The sequence below is a fragment of the Geothrix sp. PMB-07 genome, from assembly GCF_030758935.1.
Lineage (GTDB): Bacteria > Acidobacteriota > Holophagae > Holophagales > Holophagaceae > Geothrix.
This window is the reverse complement of the sequence record NZ_CP132333.1, coordinates 1,600,419-1,616,708: the sequence shown is the minus strand read 5'-3', so window position 1 is coordinate 1,616,708 and position 16,290 is coordinate 1,600,419. Positions and strand designations below refer to the sequence as shown.

Below are 16,290 nucleotides of genomic sequence, written 5' to 3'. Positions count from 1 at the left end.
TGATTCAATAAAGTCACCATGACCCAGAGCCGACTCCGCACCGTCCTGAACCTCACCGTCCTCGTGGCCGCCCTCGGCTACTTCGTGGACATGTTCGACCTGCTGCTCTTCCCCATCGTGCGCCAGCCCAGCCTCACGGCCCTGGGCGTGCCGCCCGCCCTCCAGATCGAAGTGGGCGCCAGCCTGCTCAATTGGCAGATGGTGGGCATGCTGCTGGGCGGCATTTTCTGGGGCGTGCTGGGCGACAAGAAGGGCCGCCTCTCCACCCTCTTCGGCAGCATCGCCCTCTACTCGATGGCCAACCTCGCCAATGCCTTCGTCCATTCGGTACCTGCGTACGCGCTATGGCGTTTCCTCGCGGGCCTGGGTCTGGCGGGCGAACTGGGCGCGGCGGTGACCATGGTGTCGGAGATCCTGCCCAAGGATCTGCGCGGCTACGGCACGGCCATCGTGGCGGCCGTGGGCATCTTCGGAGCCGTCACCGCCAAGCTGGTGGGCGATTTCTTTCCCTGGCGCGTCACCTACGCCATCGGCGGCGGTTTGGGCATCGCCCTGCTCTTTCTGCGGGTGGGCATCCGCGAGAGTTTCATGTTCGCCAAAACGCACGAAGCCACGGTGGCACGGGGCGACTTCCTCAGCCTCTTCACCAACTGGAACCGGCTTGGGCGTTACATCCGCTGCATTCTCATCGGGCTGCCCACCTGGTTCGTGGTGGGCATCCTCATCACCTTCTCACCCGAATTCGCGCCGGTGCTGAAGGTCAGCGGCAAGGTGAACGCGGGCACGGCCGTGGCCTTCTGCTACACCGGCATCACCCTCGGCAGCGTGCTCAGCGGCTTCCTGAGTCAGGCCTACCACACGCGCAAGAAGGTGGTGGGCTGGTCCATCGCCGCGGCACTGGGAGGCGTGGTGATCTACCTGAGCGTGCGCGGCCTCACCCCGACACTTTTCTACATCCTGGCGGGTTACCTGGGCCTGGCCACGGGCTACTGGGCCGTGTTTGTCACCATCGCCGCCGAACAGTTCGGCACCAACTTGCGGGCCACAGTGGCCACCACGGTGCCCAATTTCGTGCGGGGCGCGGTGCCCCTGATCACCGGGAGCTTCCTGTACTTCCGGGGCTCGATGGGAATGGTGGGCGCAGCCTGGGCGGTGGGCGCCCTCTGCTTCGCCCTCGCCTTCGGAGCCCTTTGGGGCCTGCCGGAAACCCACGGGGCGGGATCTCGATTTCGTGGAGTAGGGCGAATACGGATTCAGTAGACCGCGTCGGCGCCGCCATCCATGGGAATGACGGCCCCGGTTGTCCAGGCGCTTTCATCGCTCAGCAGGTGGGCCGCGAGGGCCGCCACTTCCTCGGCGGTCCCCAGGCGCTTCAAGGGGTTCACTTCCGAGAGGCGGGCCAGATCGCGGGCGGGATCCGCGCTGACGGCCAGCCGCGCATCCACCATGGGCGTGTGCACCGGCCCGGGTGCGATGGCGTTGCAGCGAATGCGGCGCGGCGCCCACTCCAGGGCCAGCACTTTGGCCAGCATGTGCACACCGGCCTTGGCCACGCTGTAGGCGGCACTGTCAGGGATGGCGCGCAAACCGATGTTGGAGCCCACCAGCACCACGCTGCCGCCCTCCCGCAGCAGCGGGCCCAGGTGATGGGCCAACAGCCAGGGGCCGCGAAGGTTGGCAGCCATGACGGCCTCAAAATCCGCAGTGGAAGTCGATTCGACAGAGCCTGTCCGAAGTTCTCCTGCAGCCAGGAACAGACCATCCAGGGGACCGCACCCGGCGGTGAAACCTGCGACCGCGGCCTCGTCGGCATGATCCAGCTGCACGCACTGAGCCAGTGGAGAGGTCTCCTGAAGCGCCTCCAGACGTCGGCCCGCCAGCACCAGGGCGGCCCCACGTTCTTGAAACAGGCGGGCGGCCACGCGGCCGATGCCACTGCCGGCGCCGGTCACCAGAATCCGCTTGCCTTCCAGGGCCCCGGCCACCTCAGCGGCCCCGGTTGGGATCAGGCACCACCACCCCGCCACTCACGGCCCAGGTGAGGGCCTGGTCCGCGCTGAGATCCACGGGCTTCACCTTGGCCGCCTCCACCATCACCACGTAGCCGGAGGTGGGGTTGGGCGAGGTGGGCACGTAGACCGCCACCAGGCTTTCGCCGCCCTCAATGGCCCAGGAACAGTTGCGGCTGGCCACGAAACCAAGAGTGTACGACCCGGGATGAGGCCACTCCACCAGCACCACATCCTTGAAGCTACCGCCCTGCCCCGATTGGATGGCGCCCATGAGCTGCCGGGTGGCGCCGTAGATGGTCTTCACCACGGGGATGTGCATCATCAGCTCGTCCAGCCAGCTCAGCACCTGGCGGCCGATGAAATTACCCACCAGAGCGCCCACCAGGAGCAGCAGCAGCACCGTGGCCAGGGCCGAGAAGAGCGCCAGGCCCCAGGTGGGTGGATCGGGCACATGGATCAGGTGGGCGAGCCACGTGAGGGGTCCACGGAAGATGCCGATGAGGGCCGTGAAGATGCCCTTGAGGATCCACAGCGTGACCACCAGCGGCAGCAGGGTAAACAGGCCCGCGAGGAGATACTTTCGGATCATTCGGAATCCTCAGGCCCGGTCAGGTGGCTGTTCCCGGCCATGATGCGCGGGCCCACCACCTTCCAGAAGCCGTGAAAGTAGGAGATGGCGCTCCAGATGGCCAGGATCACCGCACCCCAGAGCAGCAGCACACCCATGCCCCAGAAGAAGGTGTAGGGCCGGTTCAGCTGGATGAAGAAGTGGAAGATCTCCTTGTGGGTCCACTCGTAGAGCCAGTAGTCGAGCCTTGGGCCGAGGATGAGGCAGGAGATGGCCGCCACCTGGAAGCCCATCTTCCACTTGCCCACGGTGCCCGCGGGAATGGTCATGCCCTCTTCGCTGGCGATGCCGCGCAGGCCTGTGATGGCGAATTCACGCGCGACGATGACGAAGGTCATCCAGGCCGGCGCGAGGTTCAGTTCCACCAGCGAAATGAGGGCACCCGAGACCAGCAGCTTGTCTGCGAGGGGATCCAGCAGCTTGCCGAGCGTGGTCACCTGCTTCCAGCGCCGGGCCAGGTAGCCGTCCAGCCAATCCGTGATGGAGGCCACCCAGAACACCACCACGCCGATGACCTCGTGGTTCGTCACCTTGGTCATGAGCACCACGACCAGAACAGGGACCATGAGGATCCGGGCGAGCGAAAGAAGGTTCGGAAGGTTCATGGGGTGCTGATCGGCTCCAGATCCAGCCTACCCGCTTTTCCTTTACAGGACGGTCACGCCACCGCGCACCAGGAGCTTCTGCCAGACCTCGTCCGAAACCACCTCGAAACCACTGGATTCCTGACCACTGTGGGCCAGGCTTGCGGCAGACACCTGCACCGGGATGCCCCGCCCCCGTAAGCCCTCCAGCAGGGCCACGGCGCCGGGATCTTCCAACAGCTCCACCGCCTGGTGGGCCAGACAAAGCCAGGGTGTACCAACCTCAAGGCGAGCGATGGTCTCCAGAAGGAGCCGTCGACCCAGGGCCCGATCCCCCGGCGCAAACGCGCTCCGCAACAGCAGCACCGGCATCACCGCAGGCGGTGCGGGCGCCAGGGGACTGAGCACCGGCACCGGCCGGGGCCCTGGGGCCACCTGCAATTCCCAGGGGATGCCCGCCCGGTTGACCCGCACCGTCCGGCCCTGCTTTTCCAGGAAGCCCGTCACGTTGACCCGCAGCAATTCCTCTTCCCCGCGGATGCGTAGGGGCTCGCCCGGGTGATCCTGAAGCAGACCCCGCAGCTCCAGCAGGGCCTGGAAGACCGTGACGTCAAGCAGCTCGAGGGTAAGAATGTCCATGGGAGGTGACCTTCGCGTGCCAGTTGAACACCCGGATCCACTGGCATTCAAGGCCTGGCTTCGTTCCGAGGCCGAGAAGGCGGGGTTCTCCGCCGTGGGCTTTGCCTCCTGCGAGCCCTTCTCTGGCGAGGAAACGCGCCTCCAGGCCTGGTTCCAGGCGGGCCGGGGCGCCCTGTTGCACTATCTGGACCCTGCCACGCTGCTGGATCCCAGGGCCCTCTGGCCCCAGGCGCGCACCGCCATGGTGGGTTTCTTCCCCTATGCCCGGCCCGATGCGGTACCGGGCGCGGCACCCGGCAGCCTGAAACTGAGCCGCTACCTCTGGGGCCCGGACTACCACATGATCCTGAAGCCCCGGCTCACACGGCTCATGGAAGCCGCCCAGGCCCGGTGGCCCGAGTTGGAGGGCCGCGTCTGCGTAGACACTGCACCCCTCATGGAACGACAGCTGGCCGCCCGCGCCGGCCTGGGCTGGCAGGGCAAACACACCCTGCTCATCCTGGGGAAGGCGGGCTCCTGGGGTTTCCTCGGTGTGCTGCTGCTGTCCGTGGCCTTGCCGCCAGACGCGCCGACCCTCACCGAATTCTGCGGAACCTGCACCGCTTGCCTGGAGGCCTGCCCTTCGGGGGCCCTGGAATCCTTCCGGCTGGATCCAGCTCTTTGCCTCACCACGTATTCCATCGAAACGGAAGCCGAGCCGCCTGCGGTGGTGGCCGCGGCCCTGGCCAGCAGCCGCTGGGCCGCGGGCTGCGACGCCTGTCAGGAGGCCTGCCCCTGGAACCGTGCGCCGGTCTGGGGAGATCCTGCCCTCTGGGGTGGCCCGAGCCCGCTCCACACCCTCCCGGCCGAGGATCTGCCCCGGGGCGCCGCCCAGTGGCGGAAGCGCATCCGACGGACGGCCCTGAGGCGGGTGCGGGACCGCCATTGGCGGGCCACCCTGGCTCGAATCCTGGGTTACTGATTTTTTCGTTGGAGGGATTGAGTTTTTCCCATATAAACAAACTTCCGGCCAAAGGTGGCCGCCCCGGTTTGAGGAGGCCCCTCGGATGCCCATGAAGCACTGGACGGTCCAGGATGCCGCGAGCCTGTACGGCATCCGCGAGTGGGGCAATGGCTACTTTGGCATCAACGCCAAGGGCCATCTCGAAATCACACCCACCAAGGACGAGTCCCTCAGTTGCGACGTCTATGAGATCGTCCAGCATCTGAAGAAGAAGGGCATTCGCACCCCCGTGAATTTGCGGTTTCCGCAAGTGCTGGCCCACCGGGTCATCGAAGTGAACGAGGCCTTCCGCCACGCCATCATCGAGTTCGGCTATGAGGGCGGCTACCAGGGCGTCTACCCCGTGAAGACCAACCAGACCAAGGAAGTGGTCGAGGAGATCATCCGCGCCGGGAACAAGTACCACTACGGGCTGGAGGCCGGCTCCAAGCCCGAGCTCATGATCGCCCTCAGCCTGGATCTCCACCCAGAGGCCCTGGTGCTCTGCAACGGCTACAAGGATGAGAGTTTCATCCGCATGGCCCTGCTGGCCCGCAAGGCCGGGCGCAAGGTGGTGATCACCGTCGAGAAGATGACGGAGCTGCCCCTCATCCTGAAAGTGGCCAAGGAACTGAAGGTCGAGCCCCTCATCGGCCTGCGCGCCAAGCTCAACGCCCAGGGCTCGGGCAAGTGGGAGACCAGCGCCGGTGATCATGCGAAATTCGGCCTCACCACCCGCGAAATCCTCGATGCCATCGAGGTGCTGGAGAAGCGCGACCTGCTGGACAGCATCATCGAACTTCACTTCCACATCGGCAGCCAGATCACGGACATCCGCAAGGTCAAGTCGGCCATGAAGGAGGCCACCCGCATCTACGCCAAGCTCCGCAAGATGGGCGTGCCCATCCGCTACCTCAACGTGGGCGGCGGCCTGGGCGTGGACTATGACGGCTCGAAGACCACCTTCAGCAGCTCCATGAACTACACCATCGCCGAATACGCGGCCGACGTGGTCTACACCACCAAGGACATCTGCGCCCAGGAGCAGGTGCCCATGCCGGATCTGCTCAGTGAATCGGGCCGCGCCATCGTGGCCTACCACCAGGTGGTGGTGGTCGACATCATCGGCCTCATCGACACCACCCACACCAAATACTCCGTGACCCTCACGGGCAATGAGCCCCAGATCCTCAAGGAGCTGGCCTACACGCGGGACAACATCTCCATCAAGAACTTCTCAGAGATGTACCACGACGCCATCACCCAGAAGGACGAGATGCTCACGCTCTTCAACCTGGGCTATCTGGGCCTGGAGGATCGCTCCAAGGGCGAGACGCTGTTCTGGGAAGTCTGCCGGAAGCTCTCGCGCATCCTCAGCAACAAGAGCCTGAAGTACGTGCCCGAGGAATTCCAGGATCTCAACAAGAGCCTGGCCGACAAGCTCATCGCCAACTTCAGCATTTTCCAATCCATGCCCGACCACTGGGCCATCGAGCAGCTCTTCCCCGTCATGCCCATCCACCGCCTCAAGGAAAAGCCCGGTCTGTCGGCGACGCTCTGCGACATCACCTGCGACAGCGACGGCAAGATGGAGAAGTTCATCGACCTGAAGGATGTGCGCGACGAGATCCCGCTCCACGAGCCCCGGGGCGGCGAATCCTACTACGTGGCCTTCTTCCTCACCGGCGCCTACCAGGACATCCTGGGCATGCGGCACAACCTCTTCGGCGCGCCCAATGAGGCGCACATCATGGTCCACGAGGACGACACCTTCAAGGTGCAGCACATCGTCAAGGGCGACACCGTCGACCACGTGCTGCGCAGCGTCCACTACGATCCCGATGTGCTCATCCAGGGGCCCCAGACCAAGCGGAAGGCCAGCGTGAAGAACGACGCGGCCGAGGCCCTGCGCGCCCTCCTCACGGAAGAGCGCAACCTGCACACCTATCTTGAAATCTAGGCTGGAAACCTAGGACCAGCGCGCCTCCGGCTTCTGCTTCCAGAGCCAGATGATGTAATCCACATTGATCACCTGCCCGCCCAAGGCGCGCAGGCGGGCCATGTTCTGTCCGCGGTGGTGCTGGCTGTGCATGCAGACCTGCAGGAGGAGGTCGGCCACGCTGAGCACGCAGGGTGGCTCCGGGAACCAGGGCACCCTCAGGGTCCGCTCCAGGGTGGTGCTGTCGAGGCTGTGGCCCAGGGCCAGGTACACCTGGTGGGCCGCTCCGCAACGGGCCTGAAGTTCATGAAAGCCCGCAATGGGCCGTTCAGGAAGCGCCACCTCCCCCCCTTTCAGCAGGTGGAGGAAGGCCTCCAGCACCGTGACCTGGTGATCAGCCCGGATCCGCAGTTCCTCATCCTGCAACAGGCCCGACCTCTGCCAGGCCGAGAAGAATTTCGCATCCGCCCAGGCCTGGTGGGCCAGCAAGTCCTTCAAGGCGCCGCTCATGCTCCCTCCCATTTCGATGCGCGAATTCTACCGGAGGTCGGCGCCCCGGCCCTCTGGGATTTCCCGGAGAATGGAGGCCATCCATCCAGACCCCGGAGGCAAGCATGGACATTCAGCGTGTTGGTGTCGTCGGCTGTGGGCTCATGGGTGCAGGCATCGCCCAATGCGCCGCGGAGTCCGGCTTCGAGGTATGGATCAAGGAGGCTGACGAAGCCCTTCTGGATCGCGGGCTCGCGCGCATCGCCGGGACCTGGGATCGGGCCGTGGCCAAGGGCAAAGCCACTGAGGCCCAACGCGAGGAATGGCGTCGACGGCTCCACGGCACCCTCGCCTTCGACGATCTGGCGTCCTGCAATTTGGTGGTGGAAGCCATTCCCGAACGCCTGGATCTGAAGCTGCAGGCCTTCACCCACCTCGACCAGGTGCTGGGGCCGGAGGCCATCCTCTGCACCAACACCTCCAGCCTCTCCGTGGCCCAGCTCAGCCCCGTCCTCGCGCTGCAGCGCCTTTCCCGACTGGCGGGCCTGCACTTCTTCAATCCCGTGCCCGCCATGCCTCTGGTGGAAGTCGTCCGTACCCTGGCCACTGGCGCCGAAACCCTCGCCGATCTTCAGGCATTCGTGAAGGCCCTGGGCAAAACCCCAGTCCTGGCGCCGGACGCCCCGGGTTTCATCGTCAACCGACTGCTGGTGCCCTACCTTCTGGATGCCATGCGCTGCGCCGAGCAACGGCTGGCCACGGTGGAGGATCTGGACATGGGCATGAAGCTGGGCTGCGGGCACCCCATGGGGCCTCTGCACCTCAGCGACTTCATTGGCCTCGACACCATGCAGAGCGTGGCAGAAGTCCTCTTCGAGGCCTTCGGCGAACCCCGCTTCAAGGCCCCTGCCCTGCTCCGCCAGCTGGTGGCGGCCGGTCGTCTGGGGCGGAAGACGGGTTCGGGTTTCTACTGCTGGGAGGGCGAAAAACGTCTGGAGGCGATGCCCCTGTGATCCATCCAAGGTAGGCTTGGCCCCATGCTCGATGTCCTGCTGATCCCGGCAGCCCTGCTGCTTGTACTGGCCCTTCAGGCCGTGCGCCGGGGCGACCATCGCCTTCACGGCCACCTCATGCTGGCGGCCTTCACCGTCATTGGGCTGCGACTGGTGCTTCACCCCCGCGCCCTGCTGCCAACCCACCTCGGCCTCTGGCTGGCCGTCCTAGCCGCTGCGGGCACCACCCTGCTGCTGGGGCGCATGGCCCTGGCCTGGCGGGAAGCCCGCAGCACCCACGCGGCCTTTCCGCGAATCCATCGCGCCTTCGGCACCCTCACCCTGCTCGCCCTGGCCCTCACCACCGTGGTGTGGCTGCTGCGGAACCGCGGCTGAACCGAGGCACTACCAAGCGTCCTGAACGGTCTTCCCCGCCTGGGCATGGCGCAGCGCCTTCAGTCCGATGTCGCGACGCACCTGCATGCCGGGCCACTGCACCTGGGACAGCGAAGCGTCGATGGCGTCGCGGGCTGTGGCCAGGTCGGGCGCGGAGGTGGCGAGGTTCATGACGCGACCGCCGTTCGTCACCCACTGGCCGTCCTGCCGCTTGGTGCCGGCGTGGATAAGCGTGGTGCCGGGGGCGCCGAGGGTGATGGGCACGCCCTTCTTGGCGGTTTCGGGGTAGCCTTCCGCAGCCAGCACCACGGCGATGGCCGTGTGGGGCTTGAGCTTCAACGTGCGCGGTGCAAAACGACCTTCGGCCACTTCCAGCAGCAGGGAGACGAGGTCTTCGTCCAGCAGCTGCATGAGCACCTGGGTTTCGGGATCGCCGAAGCGCACGTTGTATTCCAGCAGTTCCGGCCCTTGGGCCGTCCACATGACGCCCAAGAAAAGCACGCCGCGGGCCACCAGACCATCCTTCTGCAGGCCCTTCACGGTAGGTTCCACCAGGTCCACCCGCATGCGTTCGATGTCCTCGGGACGCAGGAACGGCAAGGGGCCGAAGGCACCCATGCCACCGGTGTTGGGGCCCTGATCGCCCTCGAAGATGCGCTTGTGATCTTGGCAGGCGGGCAGCAGCGCGTAGGCGGCATGATCCGCATCCACATCCACCAGCACGTGCAGCGAAAGCTCCATGCCCACCAATGGCGCCTCGAAAACCACGGTGCGGCTGGCATCGCCGAACTGGCCCGCCATGAAGGCCCGGAAGGTTTCCAGCGCCTCCGCCTCCGTTTGTGCGAGCACCACGCCCTTGCCTGCGGCGAGGCCATCGGCCTTCAGCACAATGGGAAAGCCGTGCGTCCATCCCCGCACGAGGGCTTCTCCCGCAGCCAGATCGGTGATGGTGTGGCTGGCGGCGGTGGGGATGCCGTGCCGCTGCATGAAGGCCTTGGCGAAGGCCTTGCTGCCTTCCAGGTGCGCCGTGGCCGCATCGTGGCCGAAGACAGGAATGCCCAGAGCCCGTATCGCATCGGCTACACCGGCCACCAGGGGCACTTCCGGCCCGGCCACCACCAGGTCGGGGCGGTGGGCGGCGCACCACTGGGCCACCTCGACGGGCCGCTCCAAATCCAGCTTCACGCAGGTGCCCAGCTCCGCCAGCGCATCGCTGCCGGGTGCCGACACCAGTTCCACGGCTGTGGCCGAGGCCTTGAGTTTCAAAGCCAGGGCGTGTTCCCGGCCGCCAGAGCCGAGGAGCAGGATCTTCATGGGGCCTCCGCGAGCCTCCAGTATCGCCGAGAGAGCCGACTTAGAGCCATTCCCCGAACTGATCCCGGAAGGTGCGGCTCAGGGTGAGCTTGGTGCCGTCCCGCATGATCACCAGATGATCGCCGCCAGACCAGGGCTGGAATTCGCGGATGCAATCGAGGTTCACGATGGCGGAGCGGTGGATGCGCCGGAACTGCGCGGGGTTCAGCCGTGCCAGCAGGCCGGTCATGGTCTGGCGCATCAGGTGGGAGGTTCCCTCCACATGCAGCCGCACGTAGTTGTCCTCAGCCTCGATCCACTGGATGGTCGAAGTCCGCACCAGCACGTGGCGTTCGCCCTGGCGCACCAGCAGGCGGTCCACCCAGGGCCGCTCCTGCCGAACGCCTTCGATGAGGGCAGCCAAGTCGGGAGCGCCGCCGGCCAGATGAGGCGCGCACCAGCGGCGGGCCCGTTCCAAAGCCTGGTGGAAGCGCTCCGCGGAAAAGGGCTTCAGCAGGTAATCCAGGGCGTGGACTTCAAAGGCGCGGAGCGCGTGCTGGTCGTGGGCGGTGACGAACAACGTGGGCGGCATGCGGGCGGCCCCCACCGCCTCCACCACGCCGAATCCATCCAGCTCGGGCATTTGGACGTCCAGGAACACCAGGTCGGGCGCCAAATCCTCGATGGCCTTCAGGGCCTCCAGACCATTGCCGCATTCCTGAACCACCTCGATGTCCGTGACCCGCTTCAACAGGTGCCGGATGCGCTGGCGGGCCAGTGGTTCATCATCCACCACCAGGGCACGGAGATTCATGGCGCCACCATGGCGTCGGCCCCGGTGACTTCATCGACATCAATGGGGAGGCGAAGCGTCACCTGGGTCCCGTGGCCGCGGCTGCCCTTGATTTCCAGGCGATGTCGCCCCTTGTAGAGCAGGTCGAGCCTGGACCTGACGTTCGCCAAGCCCACGCCCTCGCGCCCTGGGAGGTACCCTTCACCATCATCACGAATCTCCAGGACCAGCTTCCCGCTTTCGAAAGCCGCCCCCAGATGCAACGTTCCCCCCTGCGGCCGGTCCGACAATCCATGCTTCAACGCGTTTTCCACCAGGGGCTGGAGGATGAAACAAGGGACAGGCAAATTCATGAGCGCCTCGGGGATCTGGATCACCACCTGCAGGCGATCCTGGAAGCGGATCTGCTCGATGGCCAGATAATCCTGGATGAACGCGAGTTCCCGCCCCAGCGGCACGAACTGGTCCGGCGGCGCATCCAGTGTCTTTCTGAGGAAATCACCCAGACGGCCGATCATCTCGTCAGCGCCCTCAGGGCTGGAATGCACCAGGGCTGAAATCGAATTGAGGGTGTTGAAGAGGAAGTGCGGCTGCAGCTGCATGCGCAGAGCGAGGTTCTGGGCTTCGGCGAAGCGGGCTTCAAGCCGAGCGGCCTCCACCTCACGTGTCTTGTATTTCCGATATAGCCGCAGGCCGTGAAAGGCGCCGACCACGGCCCACATGAAGAGGAGGTTGGTGTGGAAGTATGCGCGGAAGAACCGCGGCAGTGCCCTGCGGATCATGGCCCAGTCCAGCGTCTTCCATTCGTTCGACTGCACCAGCAGCGAGATGAGGTAGGCCACAAGGAGCCCAAGCGCAGCCACCACCACGCTGGCCAGCAGGTGCAGGCACCACACGCGCCAGCCGGTCCAAGTAAAGGATTCGATGGGATGGCTGTGGGCCAACCAGATCAGGAAAAGCCCCAGCAGCCCCCAGGCTCCGTTCTGCAACAGATTCATGGTCAGGAGACGAAGCACCGGGCTGGAGGGGTAAAGCGCCATGTCCCAGGTGGTCATGTAGAGCCCCATCAGGCCCCATATCCCCCAGTACCACTTCCAGCTCAGGTTCAGGCTTTGCATGCCCCCCAGCCTAGAGGAGGCCCGCGCTTCGGACCAGCCTCTCAGGGGCCAAACGAGGCATTCACGGGGTGATTTCATCCGTAGATGACTGATTGGTATAAAATGAATTCCCGGGCTGCAGGGATGTGGATAGCATGGTCGGGCCAGGAGGAACCCATGGCCGTCATCACCCTGAACGGAACCCCCATCCACACCTGCGGTGACCTGCCTTTGCCCGGGCAGCCGACTCCCTTTTTCACCCTCACCCGCACCGATCTCCGGGAAGTCACCAGCGCGGATCTGGAAGGGAAGCGGGTGCTCCTGAGCATCTTTCCCAGCCTGGACATGGCCACCTGCGCCAAGAGCATGATGACCTTCAGCGCCTTGGCGGCCGATCTGAAGGACACGGTGCTGCTCTGCGTCTCCATGGACCTGCCCTTCGCCCAGGGCTACTTCTGCGGGTCCCACGGCCTGGATCGCGCCGAACCCGTGTCCGCGTTCCGGCATCCGGATTTCGGCACGGCCTTCGGCGTCACCCTGGTGGATGGCCCGATGCGCGGCCTCTTCGCCCGAGCCGTCGTGGCCCTGGATGAAAACGGCATCGTATCCCACTCGGAACTGGTTGCGGAGATCACCCGGGAGCCCAACTACGACCTGGCCATCCAGGCCATCCGCGGCCACCACCACCCCTGCCCGGAGGATGCGCTGGAAAGCGCAGAGTAGGGGTTCAAGGCTACTTACAGGCCAGCCAGCTGTCGCCGGTGCGGACTTCCGCGGCCAGCTTCACGCCCAGGGGGCCCAGATCATCAGCCCCTTCCATGGCTTCCTTCAACAAAGCTGAGGCCCGCTCCACTTCCTCAGGCGGGGCTTCCATGAGCAGTTCATCGTGGACCTGCAGCAGCAGCCGCGCCCGCAGGCCCTCGGCCTTCAGGCTGCGGTGCAGGCGCACCATGGCCCGCCGCATGAGGTCCGCCGCCGTCCCCTGCACAATGGTGTTCACCGCTTCGCGCAGGCCCTGGGCCTGGAACTGCTTGTTGGGGCTCTCCAGCTCGGGGATGCGGCGGATGCGGCCCCAGTGGGTGCGCACGAGGCCTTCAGCGAGCGCCTTTTCCTTGGCACCTTCGATCCAGGCGGCTACCTTAGGCATGCGCTCAAAATAACGTTCGATGAAAGCCTTGGCCTCCTTCTGGCTGACGCCGATGTTGGCCGCCAAGGCGAAGGCCCCCTGGCCATAGAGCAGGCCAAAGTTCACGGCCTTGGAGGCGCTGCGCTGATCCGAGGTGACCTGCTCCATGGGCACATTGAAGACTTCAGACGCCGTGCGGCGGTGGATGTCCTCTCCGGCTGCGAAGGCACCGAGCAGCACCGGATCCTCCGCCAGGGCTGCCACCACGCGCAGCTCGATCTGGCTGTAGTCCGCGTCCAGCAGCACCCAGCCGGGCTCGGGCACGAAGGCGCCGCGGATGGCGCGGCCCTCTTCGGTGCGGATGGGGATGTTCTGCAGGTTCGGATCGTTGGAGGCCAGGCGCCCTGAGGCCACCACCGCCTGGTGCAGCTTGGTGTGCACGCGCCCCGTCACGGGGTTCACCATCTGAGGCAGGGCCTCCACGTAGGTGCCCAGCAGCTTCACCATCTGGCGGTGACGCAGCAGTTCCCGGGCGATCTCGGCGCCCTGGTTCTCCGCCAGTTCCTGCAGCACGTCCTCATCGGTGCTGGGCGCCTTGGTCTTCCCGGTGAACTTCACGGGCTTGTAGCCCAGTTTGCCGAAGAGAATGGCGCCCAGCTGAGTGGGGCTGTTCAGGTTGAAGGCCTCGCCAGCGAGCTCGATGACGCGCGCGGAGGCGCGCTCACGCTCGCCATGCATGCGCATGGCGAGTTGGGATAAGACCGTCAAATCCAGGCGGACACCGTGGCCCTCCAGCGCCGCCAACACCTCCACCAGGGGCAGGTCCACGTCCGCGTAGAGCCGCTTCAGTTGGTCATCGGTGAGTTTCTCCCGCAGCTTGTCGCACAGGCGCAGAGCCAGGTCGGCATCCTCGGCGGCGTACTGCACCGCCTGCTCGAAGACAGCCTCGTCGAAGCGCTTCTGGGCCTTGCCCTTCCCCACCACCTCTTCAAAGGCGATGGGTTTCACATCCAGCAGGCGCACGGAGAGATCGTCCAGGTTGTGGCGCACGCCACTCTCCAACAGGAAGCTCAGGATCATGCTGTCATCCGCCAGCCCTTCCACCGGCAGGCCATGCCGTGCGAACACCTGCAGGTCGTACTTCAGGTTCTGGCCGCACTTGCCCACGGCGGGATCGGCCAATAGCGGTGCCAGAATGCGTTGGGCCTCGGCAAAGGGCAGGTTGCGCGGATCCAGGTGGGGCGCCAGCTCCGCGAAGAAAGCCACGGCGTCGCCCCGCAGATCGAGCAGGGTCTCGGGCAGGCCGCTGTCCGGCAGCAGGCCCGGCAAGGAGCCTTCTGTATCCGCCGTGGCGGGCTTCAGGTGCGCCAGCGGCACGTAGAGGCCCTCGTTCGGTGCCCAGGCCAGACTCAAGCCCACGATGTGACCCCGTGTGGGATCGATGCTCGTGGTTTCCGTATCCAGCCCAAAGCGCCCGGCAGTGCGGCAGGCGGCCACGGCGGTTTCCAGATCGGCGAGGGTCGTGGCGGCGCGGTAGGTCCGGGCGCTGCCGGACTGCTGGGCGCTCTGGGTGAACTCCTTGGTGAGGGTCTGGAAACCCAGTTCCTTGAAGGTCTCCCGGGCCCTGGCCTCATCCACACCTGGATAGGCCAGATCCTTCGGGTGCAGGGCCAGCTGCAGGTCCGTCACCACGGTGACCAGGCGGCGGGTCAGCTCCAGCCAGCCGGATTCGGGATCCAGCGAGGCCTCCAAGCCTTCGCGCTGCTTGGGCTTCAGCTCGAACTTGGCGGCGATGACGCCATCCAGGCTGCCGAACTTCTCCAGCAGCTGGGCCGCGCCCTTCTCGCCAATGCCAGGCACCCCTTTCACGTTGTCCGAGGCATCGCCCAGCAGGGAGAGGAAGTCCACCACCTGTTCCGGCCACACGCCCATGCGGGCCTTCACACCCTCGCGGTCGTGCCAGACCTCGCCATCCTTCGTGTTCAGCACCTGGATGCGCAGCTCATCGTTGACCAGCTGCAGCAGGTCCTTGTCGGGGCTCACGATGACCGCCGGCAGGCCCATGGCTGCGGATTCCCGCGCCAGGGTGCCCATGACATCATCCGCCTCGAACCCAGGCAGCTCCACGATGGGGATGGAGAGGGCCTCCACCAGCTGGCGGATCATGGGGATCTGCGGACGCAGATCCTCGGGCATGGCATCGCGGTTGGCCTTGTACTCGGGATAGATCTCATGCCGGAAGGTGGGTTCTGGCGTATCGAACACACAGGCGATGTGGGTGGGTTTGTGCTTCTCCAGCAGCTGCAGCACCAGCCGTGTGAACGTGTAGGCCGCTCCGTTCTTCAGCCGCGGATTGGCGAAGTACGCCCGAAAGATGAAGGCAAAGGTGTCGATCAGGTAAAGGCGTTCCTCAGCCACGGGCCACCTCCCCATTCCACGGCGAGGTCTCGCGTATCGGCGCATCCGATACCGAGAGGATGAAGACGAAGGTGTCGATGAGGTAGAGGCGGTCTTCAGGCATGCACCAGTGTCTCAGAATCCCACCTGATCAAGCCTGTCCGCTCGAACTTCACCCTGGGCTGGACTTGTGGTTGCTGTCGGGAAAGCGACTTGACAGCACGAACGATCGTTCTATTTTTATAACCACGGATGGAATGCCCATGACCCCCGCCGCACCCAAAACCCTCGTCCCCCTGCCCGCCAACAAGGGCGCCCTCACGCGCCAGGCCATCCTCCAAGAGGCCATGGATCTGGCCTCGGTGAGCGGGCTGGAGGGGTTGACCATCGGCTCTCTGGCCGAAGCGACGGGCCTCAGCAAGAGCGGACTCTTCGCCCATTTCGGTTCCAAGGAAGAGCTTCAGCTGGCCACCGTGCAAGCCGCCCGGGCCCTCTTCATCGAGCAGGTCTTCGCGCCCGCGCTCGCGGCGCCGCGCGGGCTGAAGCGCCTCTGCGCGGCCCTGGTCTCCTGGCTCAATTACGCAGAACGTGAGATGTTCCGCGGCGGCTGTTTCTTCGCCGCGGTGTCGGTGGAGTTCGACAGTCGGCCCGGTCCCGTGAAAGACATGGTGGCCGCCTGCATGGGGGACTGGCGGGCCTCCCTGGCGCGCCTCGTTTCCGAGGCCAAGGAGTCCGGCGAGCTTTCGCGTGGGGCCGATCCCGATCAGCTGGCCTTCGAATTCGAGGCGCTGGCCATCGGCGCCAACGGCGCCTTCCAGCTCCATCGTGATCACCGCAGTTTCACCATGGCCCGCCGCGCCATCAAGGAGCGGCTCAAAACCTTCGCCACCCCCGGAACTCGTCTTCCCTCCCTCTGAGGCACC

The 16,290-nt window shown here is 65.5% G+C and carries 16 protein-coding genes; 7 read left to right on the top strand and 9 right to left on the bottom strand.

The window, feature by feature from the left end; genetic code table 11:
* The first annotated feature begins 18 nt into the window (after window positions 1–18).
* A complete protein-coding gene (locus tag Q9293_RS07145; protein ID WP_306251462.1) occupies window positions 19–1,260 on the top strand; it encodes an MFS transporter in 1,242 nt (413 codons plus the stop codon).
* Here Q9293_RS07145 and Q9293_RS07140 read toward each other — a convergent pair.
* From Q9293_RS07140 to Q9293_RS07125, 4 genes are read right to left on the bottom strand one after another with little or no spacing between them, the layout of a single operon-like run.
* The gene (locus tag Q9293_RS07140; RefSeq protein WP_306251460.1) at window positions 1,254–1,985 is read right to left on the bottom strand and encodes an SDR family NAD(P)-dependent oxidoreductase; all 732 of its coding nucleotides are present in this window, start codon (window positions 1,983–1,985) and stop codon (window positions 1,254–1,256) included. The two genes, Q9293_RS07145 and Q9293_RS07140, sit on opposite strands and share 7 nt — an antisense overlap.
* 1 nt (window position 1,986) lies before the next feature.
* The gene (locus Q9293_RS07135; RefSeq protein ID WP_306251458.1) at window positions 1,987–2,601 is read right to left on the bottom strand and encodes a DUF502 domain-containing protein; all 615 of its coding nucleotides are present in this window, start codon (window positions 2,599–2,601) and stop codon (window positions 1,987–1,989) included.
* A complete protein-coding gene (gene pgsA / locus Q9293_RS07130; RefSeq protein WP_306251456.1) occupies window positions 2,598–3,245 on the bottom strand; it encodes a CDP-diacylglycerol--glycerol-3-phosphate 3-phosphatidyltransferase in 648 nt (215 codons plus the stop codon). Before pgsA ends, Q9293_RS07135 begins: the two co-directional genes overlap by 4 nt.
* Before the next feature lie 42 nt (window positions 3,246–3,287).
* Entirely contained in the window at window positions 3,288–3,863 is a 576-nt protein-coding gene (locus tag Q9293_RS07125) for a hypothetical protein (protein WP_306251455.1), read from the bottom strand.
* Between Q9293_RS07125 and Q9293_RS07120 the strand changes: the two genes are divergently transcribed.
* Window positions 3,856–4,824 (top strand): epoxyqueuosine reductase, encoded by a 969-nt coding sequence (locus Q9293_RS07120; protein WP_306251453.1) that lies wholly within the window; start codon window positions 3,856–3,858, stop codon window positions 4,822–4,824. The genes Q9293_RS07125 and Q9293_RS07120 overlap by 8 nt on opposite strands.
* A 91-nt stretch (window positions 4,825–4,915) precedes the next feature.
* A complete protein-coding gene (gene speA, locus Q9293_RS07115) occupies window positions 4,916–6,805 on the top strand; it encodes a biosynthetic arginine decarboxylase (RefSeq protein ID WP_306251451.1) in 1,890 nt (629 codons plus the stop codon).
* A gap of 9 nt (window positions 6,806–6,814) precedes the next feature.
* Here the strand turns inward: speA and Q9293_RS07110 are convergent, their stop codons facing one another.
* Window positions 6,815–7,294, bottom strand: coding sequence for a DinB family protein (locus Q9293_RS07110; RefSeq protein ID WP_306251449.1), 480 nt, complete (start codon window positions 7,292–7,294; stop codon window positions 6,815–6,817).
* A gap of 104 nt (window positions 7,295–7,398) precedes the next feature.
* Between Q9293_RS07110 and Q9293_RS07105 the strand changes: the two genes are divergently transcribed.
* On the top strand, window positions 7,399–8,286 hold the full coding sequence (locus tag Q9293_RS07105; protein WP_306251447.1) for a 3-hydroxyacyl-CoA dehydrogenase family protein: 888 nt from the start codon (window positions 7,399–7,401) through the stop codon (window positions 8,284–8,286).
* 24 nt (window positions 8,287–8,310) lie between these two features.
* Window positions 8,311–8,661 (top strand): hypothetical protein, encoded by a 351-nt coding sequence (locus tag Q9293_RS07100; RefSeq protein ID WP_306251445.1) that lies wholly within the window; start codon window positions 8,311–8,313, stop codon window positions 8,659–8,661.
* Between the two features lie 9 nt (window positions 8,662–8,670).
* On the opposite strand, the gene purD is transcribed toward Q9293_RS07100, so the two are convergent.
* Genes purD through Q9293_RS07085 form a run of 3 tightly spaced genes read right to left on the bottom strand, consistent with a single transcriptional unit; the run spans window position 8,671 to window position 11,865 of the window.
* Window positions 8,671–9,975, bottom strand: coding sequence for a phosphoribosylamine--glycine ligase (gene purD / locus Q9293_RS07095; protein ID WP_306251443.1), 1,305 nt, complete (start codon window positions 9,973–9,975; stop codon window positions 8,671–8,673).
* 40 nt (window positions 9,976–10,015) lie between these two features.
* A complete protein-coding gene (locus tag Q9293_RS07090; RefSeq protein WP_306251441.1) occupies window positions 10,016–10,768 on the bottom strand; it encodes a LytTR family DNA-binding domain-containing protein in 753 nt (250 codons plus the stop codon).
* The gene (locus tag Q9293_RS07085; protein WP_306251439.1) at window positions 10,765–11,865 is read right to left on the bottom strand and encodes a sensor histidine kinase; all 1,101 of its coding nucleotides are present in this window, start codon (window positions 11,863–11,865) and stop codon (window positions 10,765–10,767) included. Before Q9293_RS07085 ends, Q9293_RS07090 begins: the two co-directional genes overlap by 4 nt.
* Before the next feature lie 156 nt (window positions 11,866–12,021).
* On the opposite strand from Q9293_RS07085, the gene tpx reads away from it, so the two are divergent.
* Window positions 12,022–12,567: a thiol peroxidase gene (gene tpx, locus Q9293_RS07080; RefSeq protein WP_306251437.1), complete on the top strand. Its 546-nt coding sequence runs from the start codon at window positions 12,022–12,024 to the stop codon at window positions 12,565–12,567.
* A gap of 10 nt (window positions 12,568–12,577) precedes the next feature.
* Here the strand turns inward: tpx and polA are convergent, their stop codons facing one another.
* The gene (polA, locus tag Q9293_RS07075) at window positions 12,578–15,388 is read right to left on the bottom strand and encodes a DNA polymerase I (RefSeq protein WP_306251435.1); all 2,811 of its coding nucleotides are present in this window, start codon (window positions 15,386–15,388) and stop codon (window positions 12,578–12,580) included.
* A gap of 242 nt (window positions 15,389–15,630) precedes the next feature.
* Here polA and Q9293_RS07070 point away from each other — a divergent pair, with 242 nt between their 5' ends.
* Window positions 15,631–16,284, top strand: coding sequence for a TetR/AcrR family transcriptional regulator (locus Q9293_RS07070; protein ID WP_306251433.1), 654 nt, complete (start codon window positions 15,631–15,633; stop codon window positions 16,282–16,284).
* Window positions 16,285–16,290 lie beyond the last annotated feature (6 nt).

What these genes read in the sequence shown, in the direction of transcription:
- Q9293_RS07145 (WP_306251462.1), top strand. Translation starts at nt 19, where the DNA reads ATGACCCAGAGCCGACTCCGCACCGTCCTGAACCTCACCGTCCTCGTG.
- Q9293_RS07135 (WP_306251458.1), bottom strand. Translation starts at nt 2,601, where the DNA reads ATGATCCGAAAGTATCTCCTCGCGGGCCTGTTTACCCTGCTGCCGCTG.
- pgsA (WP_306251456.1), bottom strand. Translation starts at nt 3,245, where the DNA reads ATGAACCTTCCGAACCTTCTTTCGCTCGCCCGGATCCTCATGGTCCCT.
- Q9293_RS07120 (WP_306251453.1), top strand. Translation starts at nt 3,856, where the DNA reads ATGTCCATGGGAGGTGACCTTCGCGTGCCAGTTGAACACCCGGATCCA.
- Q9293_RS07125 (WP_306251455.1), bottom strand. Translation starts at nt 3,863, where the DNA reads ATGGACATTCTTACCCTCGAGCTGCTTGACGTCACGGTCTTCCAGGCC.
- speA (WP_306251451.1), top strand. Translation starts at nt 4,916, where the DNA reads ATGAAGCACTGGACGGTCCAGGATGCCGCGAGCCTGTACGGCATCCGC.
- Q9293_RS07110 (WP_306251449.1), bottom strand. Translation starts at nt 7,294, where the DNA reads ATGAGCGGCGCCTTGAAGGACTTGCTGGCCCACCAGGCCTGGGCGGAT.
- Q9293_RS07105 (WP_306251447.1), top strand. Translation starts at nt 7,399, where the DNA reads ATGGACATTCAGCGTGTTGGTGTCGTCGGCTGTGGGCTCATGGGTGCA.
- Q9293_RS07100 (WP_306251445.1), top strand. Translation starts at nt 8,311, where the DNA reads ATGCTCGATGTCCTGCTGATCCCGGCAGCCCTGCTGCTTGTACTGGCC.
- purD (WP_306251443.1), bottom strand. Translation starts at nt 9,975, where the DNA reads ATGAAGATCCTGCTCCTCGGCTCTGGCGGCCGGGAACACGCCCTGGCT.
- Q9293_RS07090 (WP_306251441.1), bottom strand. Translation starts at nt 10,768, where the DNA reads ATGAATCTCCGTGCCCTGGTGGTGGATGATGAACCACTGGCCCGCCAG.
- Q9293_RS07085 (WP_306251439.1), bottom strand. Translation starts at nt 11,865, where the DNA reads ATGCAAAGCCTGAACCTGAGCTGGAAGTGGTACTGGGGGATATGGGGC.
- tpx (WP_306251437.1), top strand. Translation starts at nt 12,022, where the DNA reads ATGGCCGTCATCACCCTGAACGGAACCCCCATCCACACCTGCGGTGAC.
- Q9293_RS07070 (WP_306251433.1), top strand. Translation starts at nt 15,631, where the DNA reads ATGACCCCCGCCGCACCCAAAACCCTCGTCCCCCTGCCCGCCAACAAG.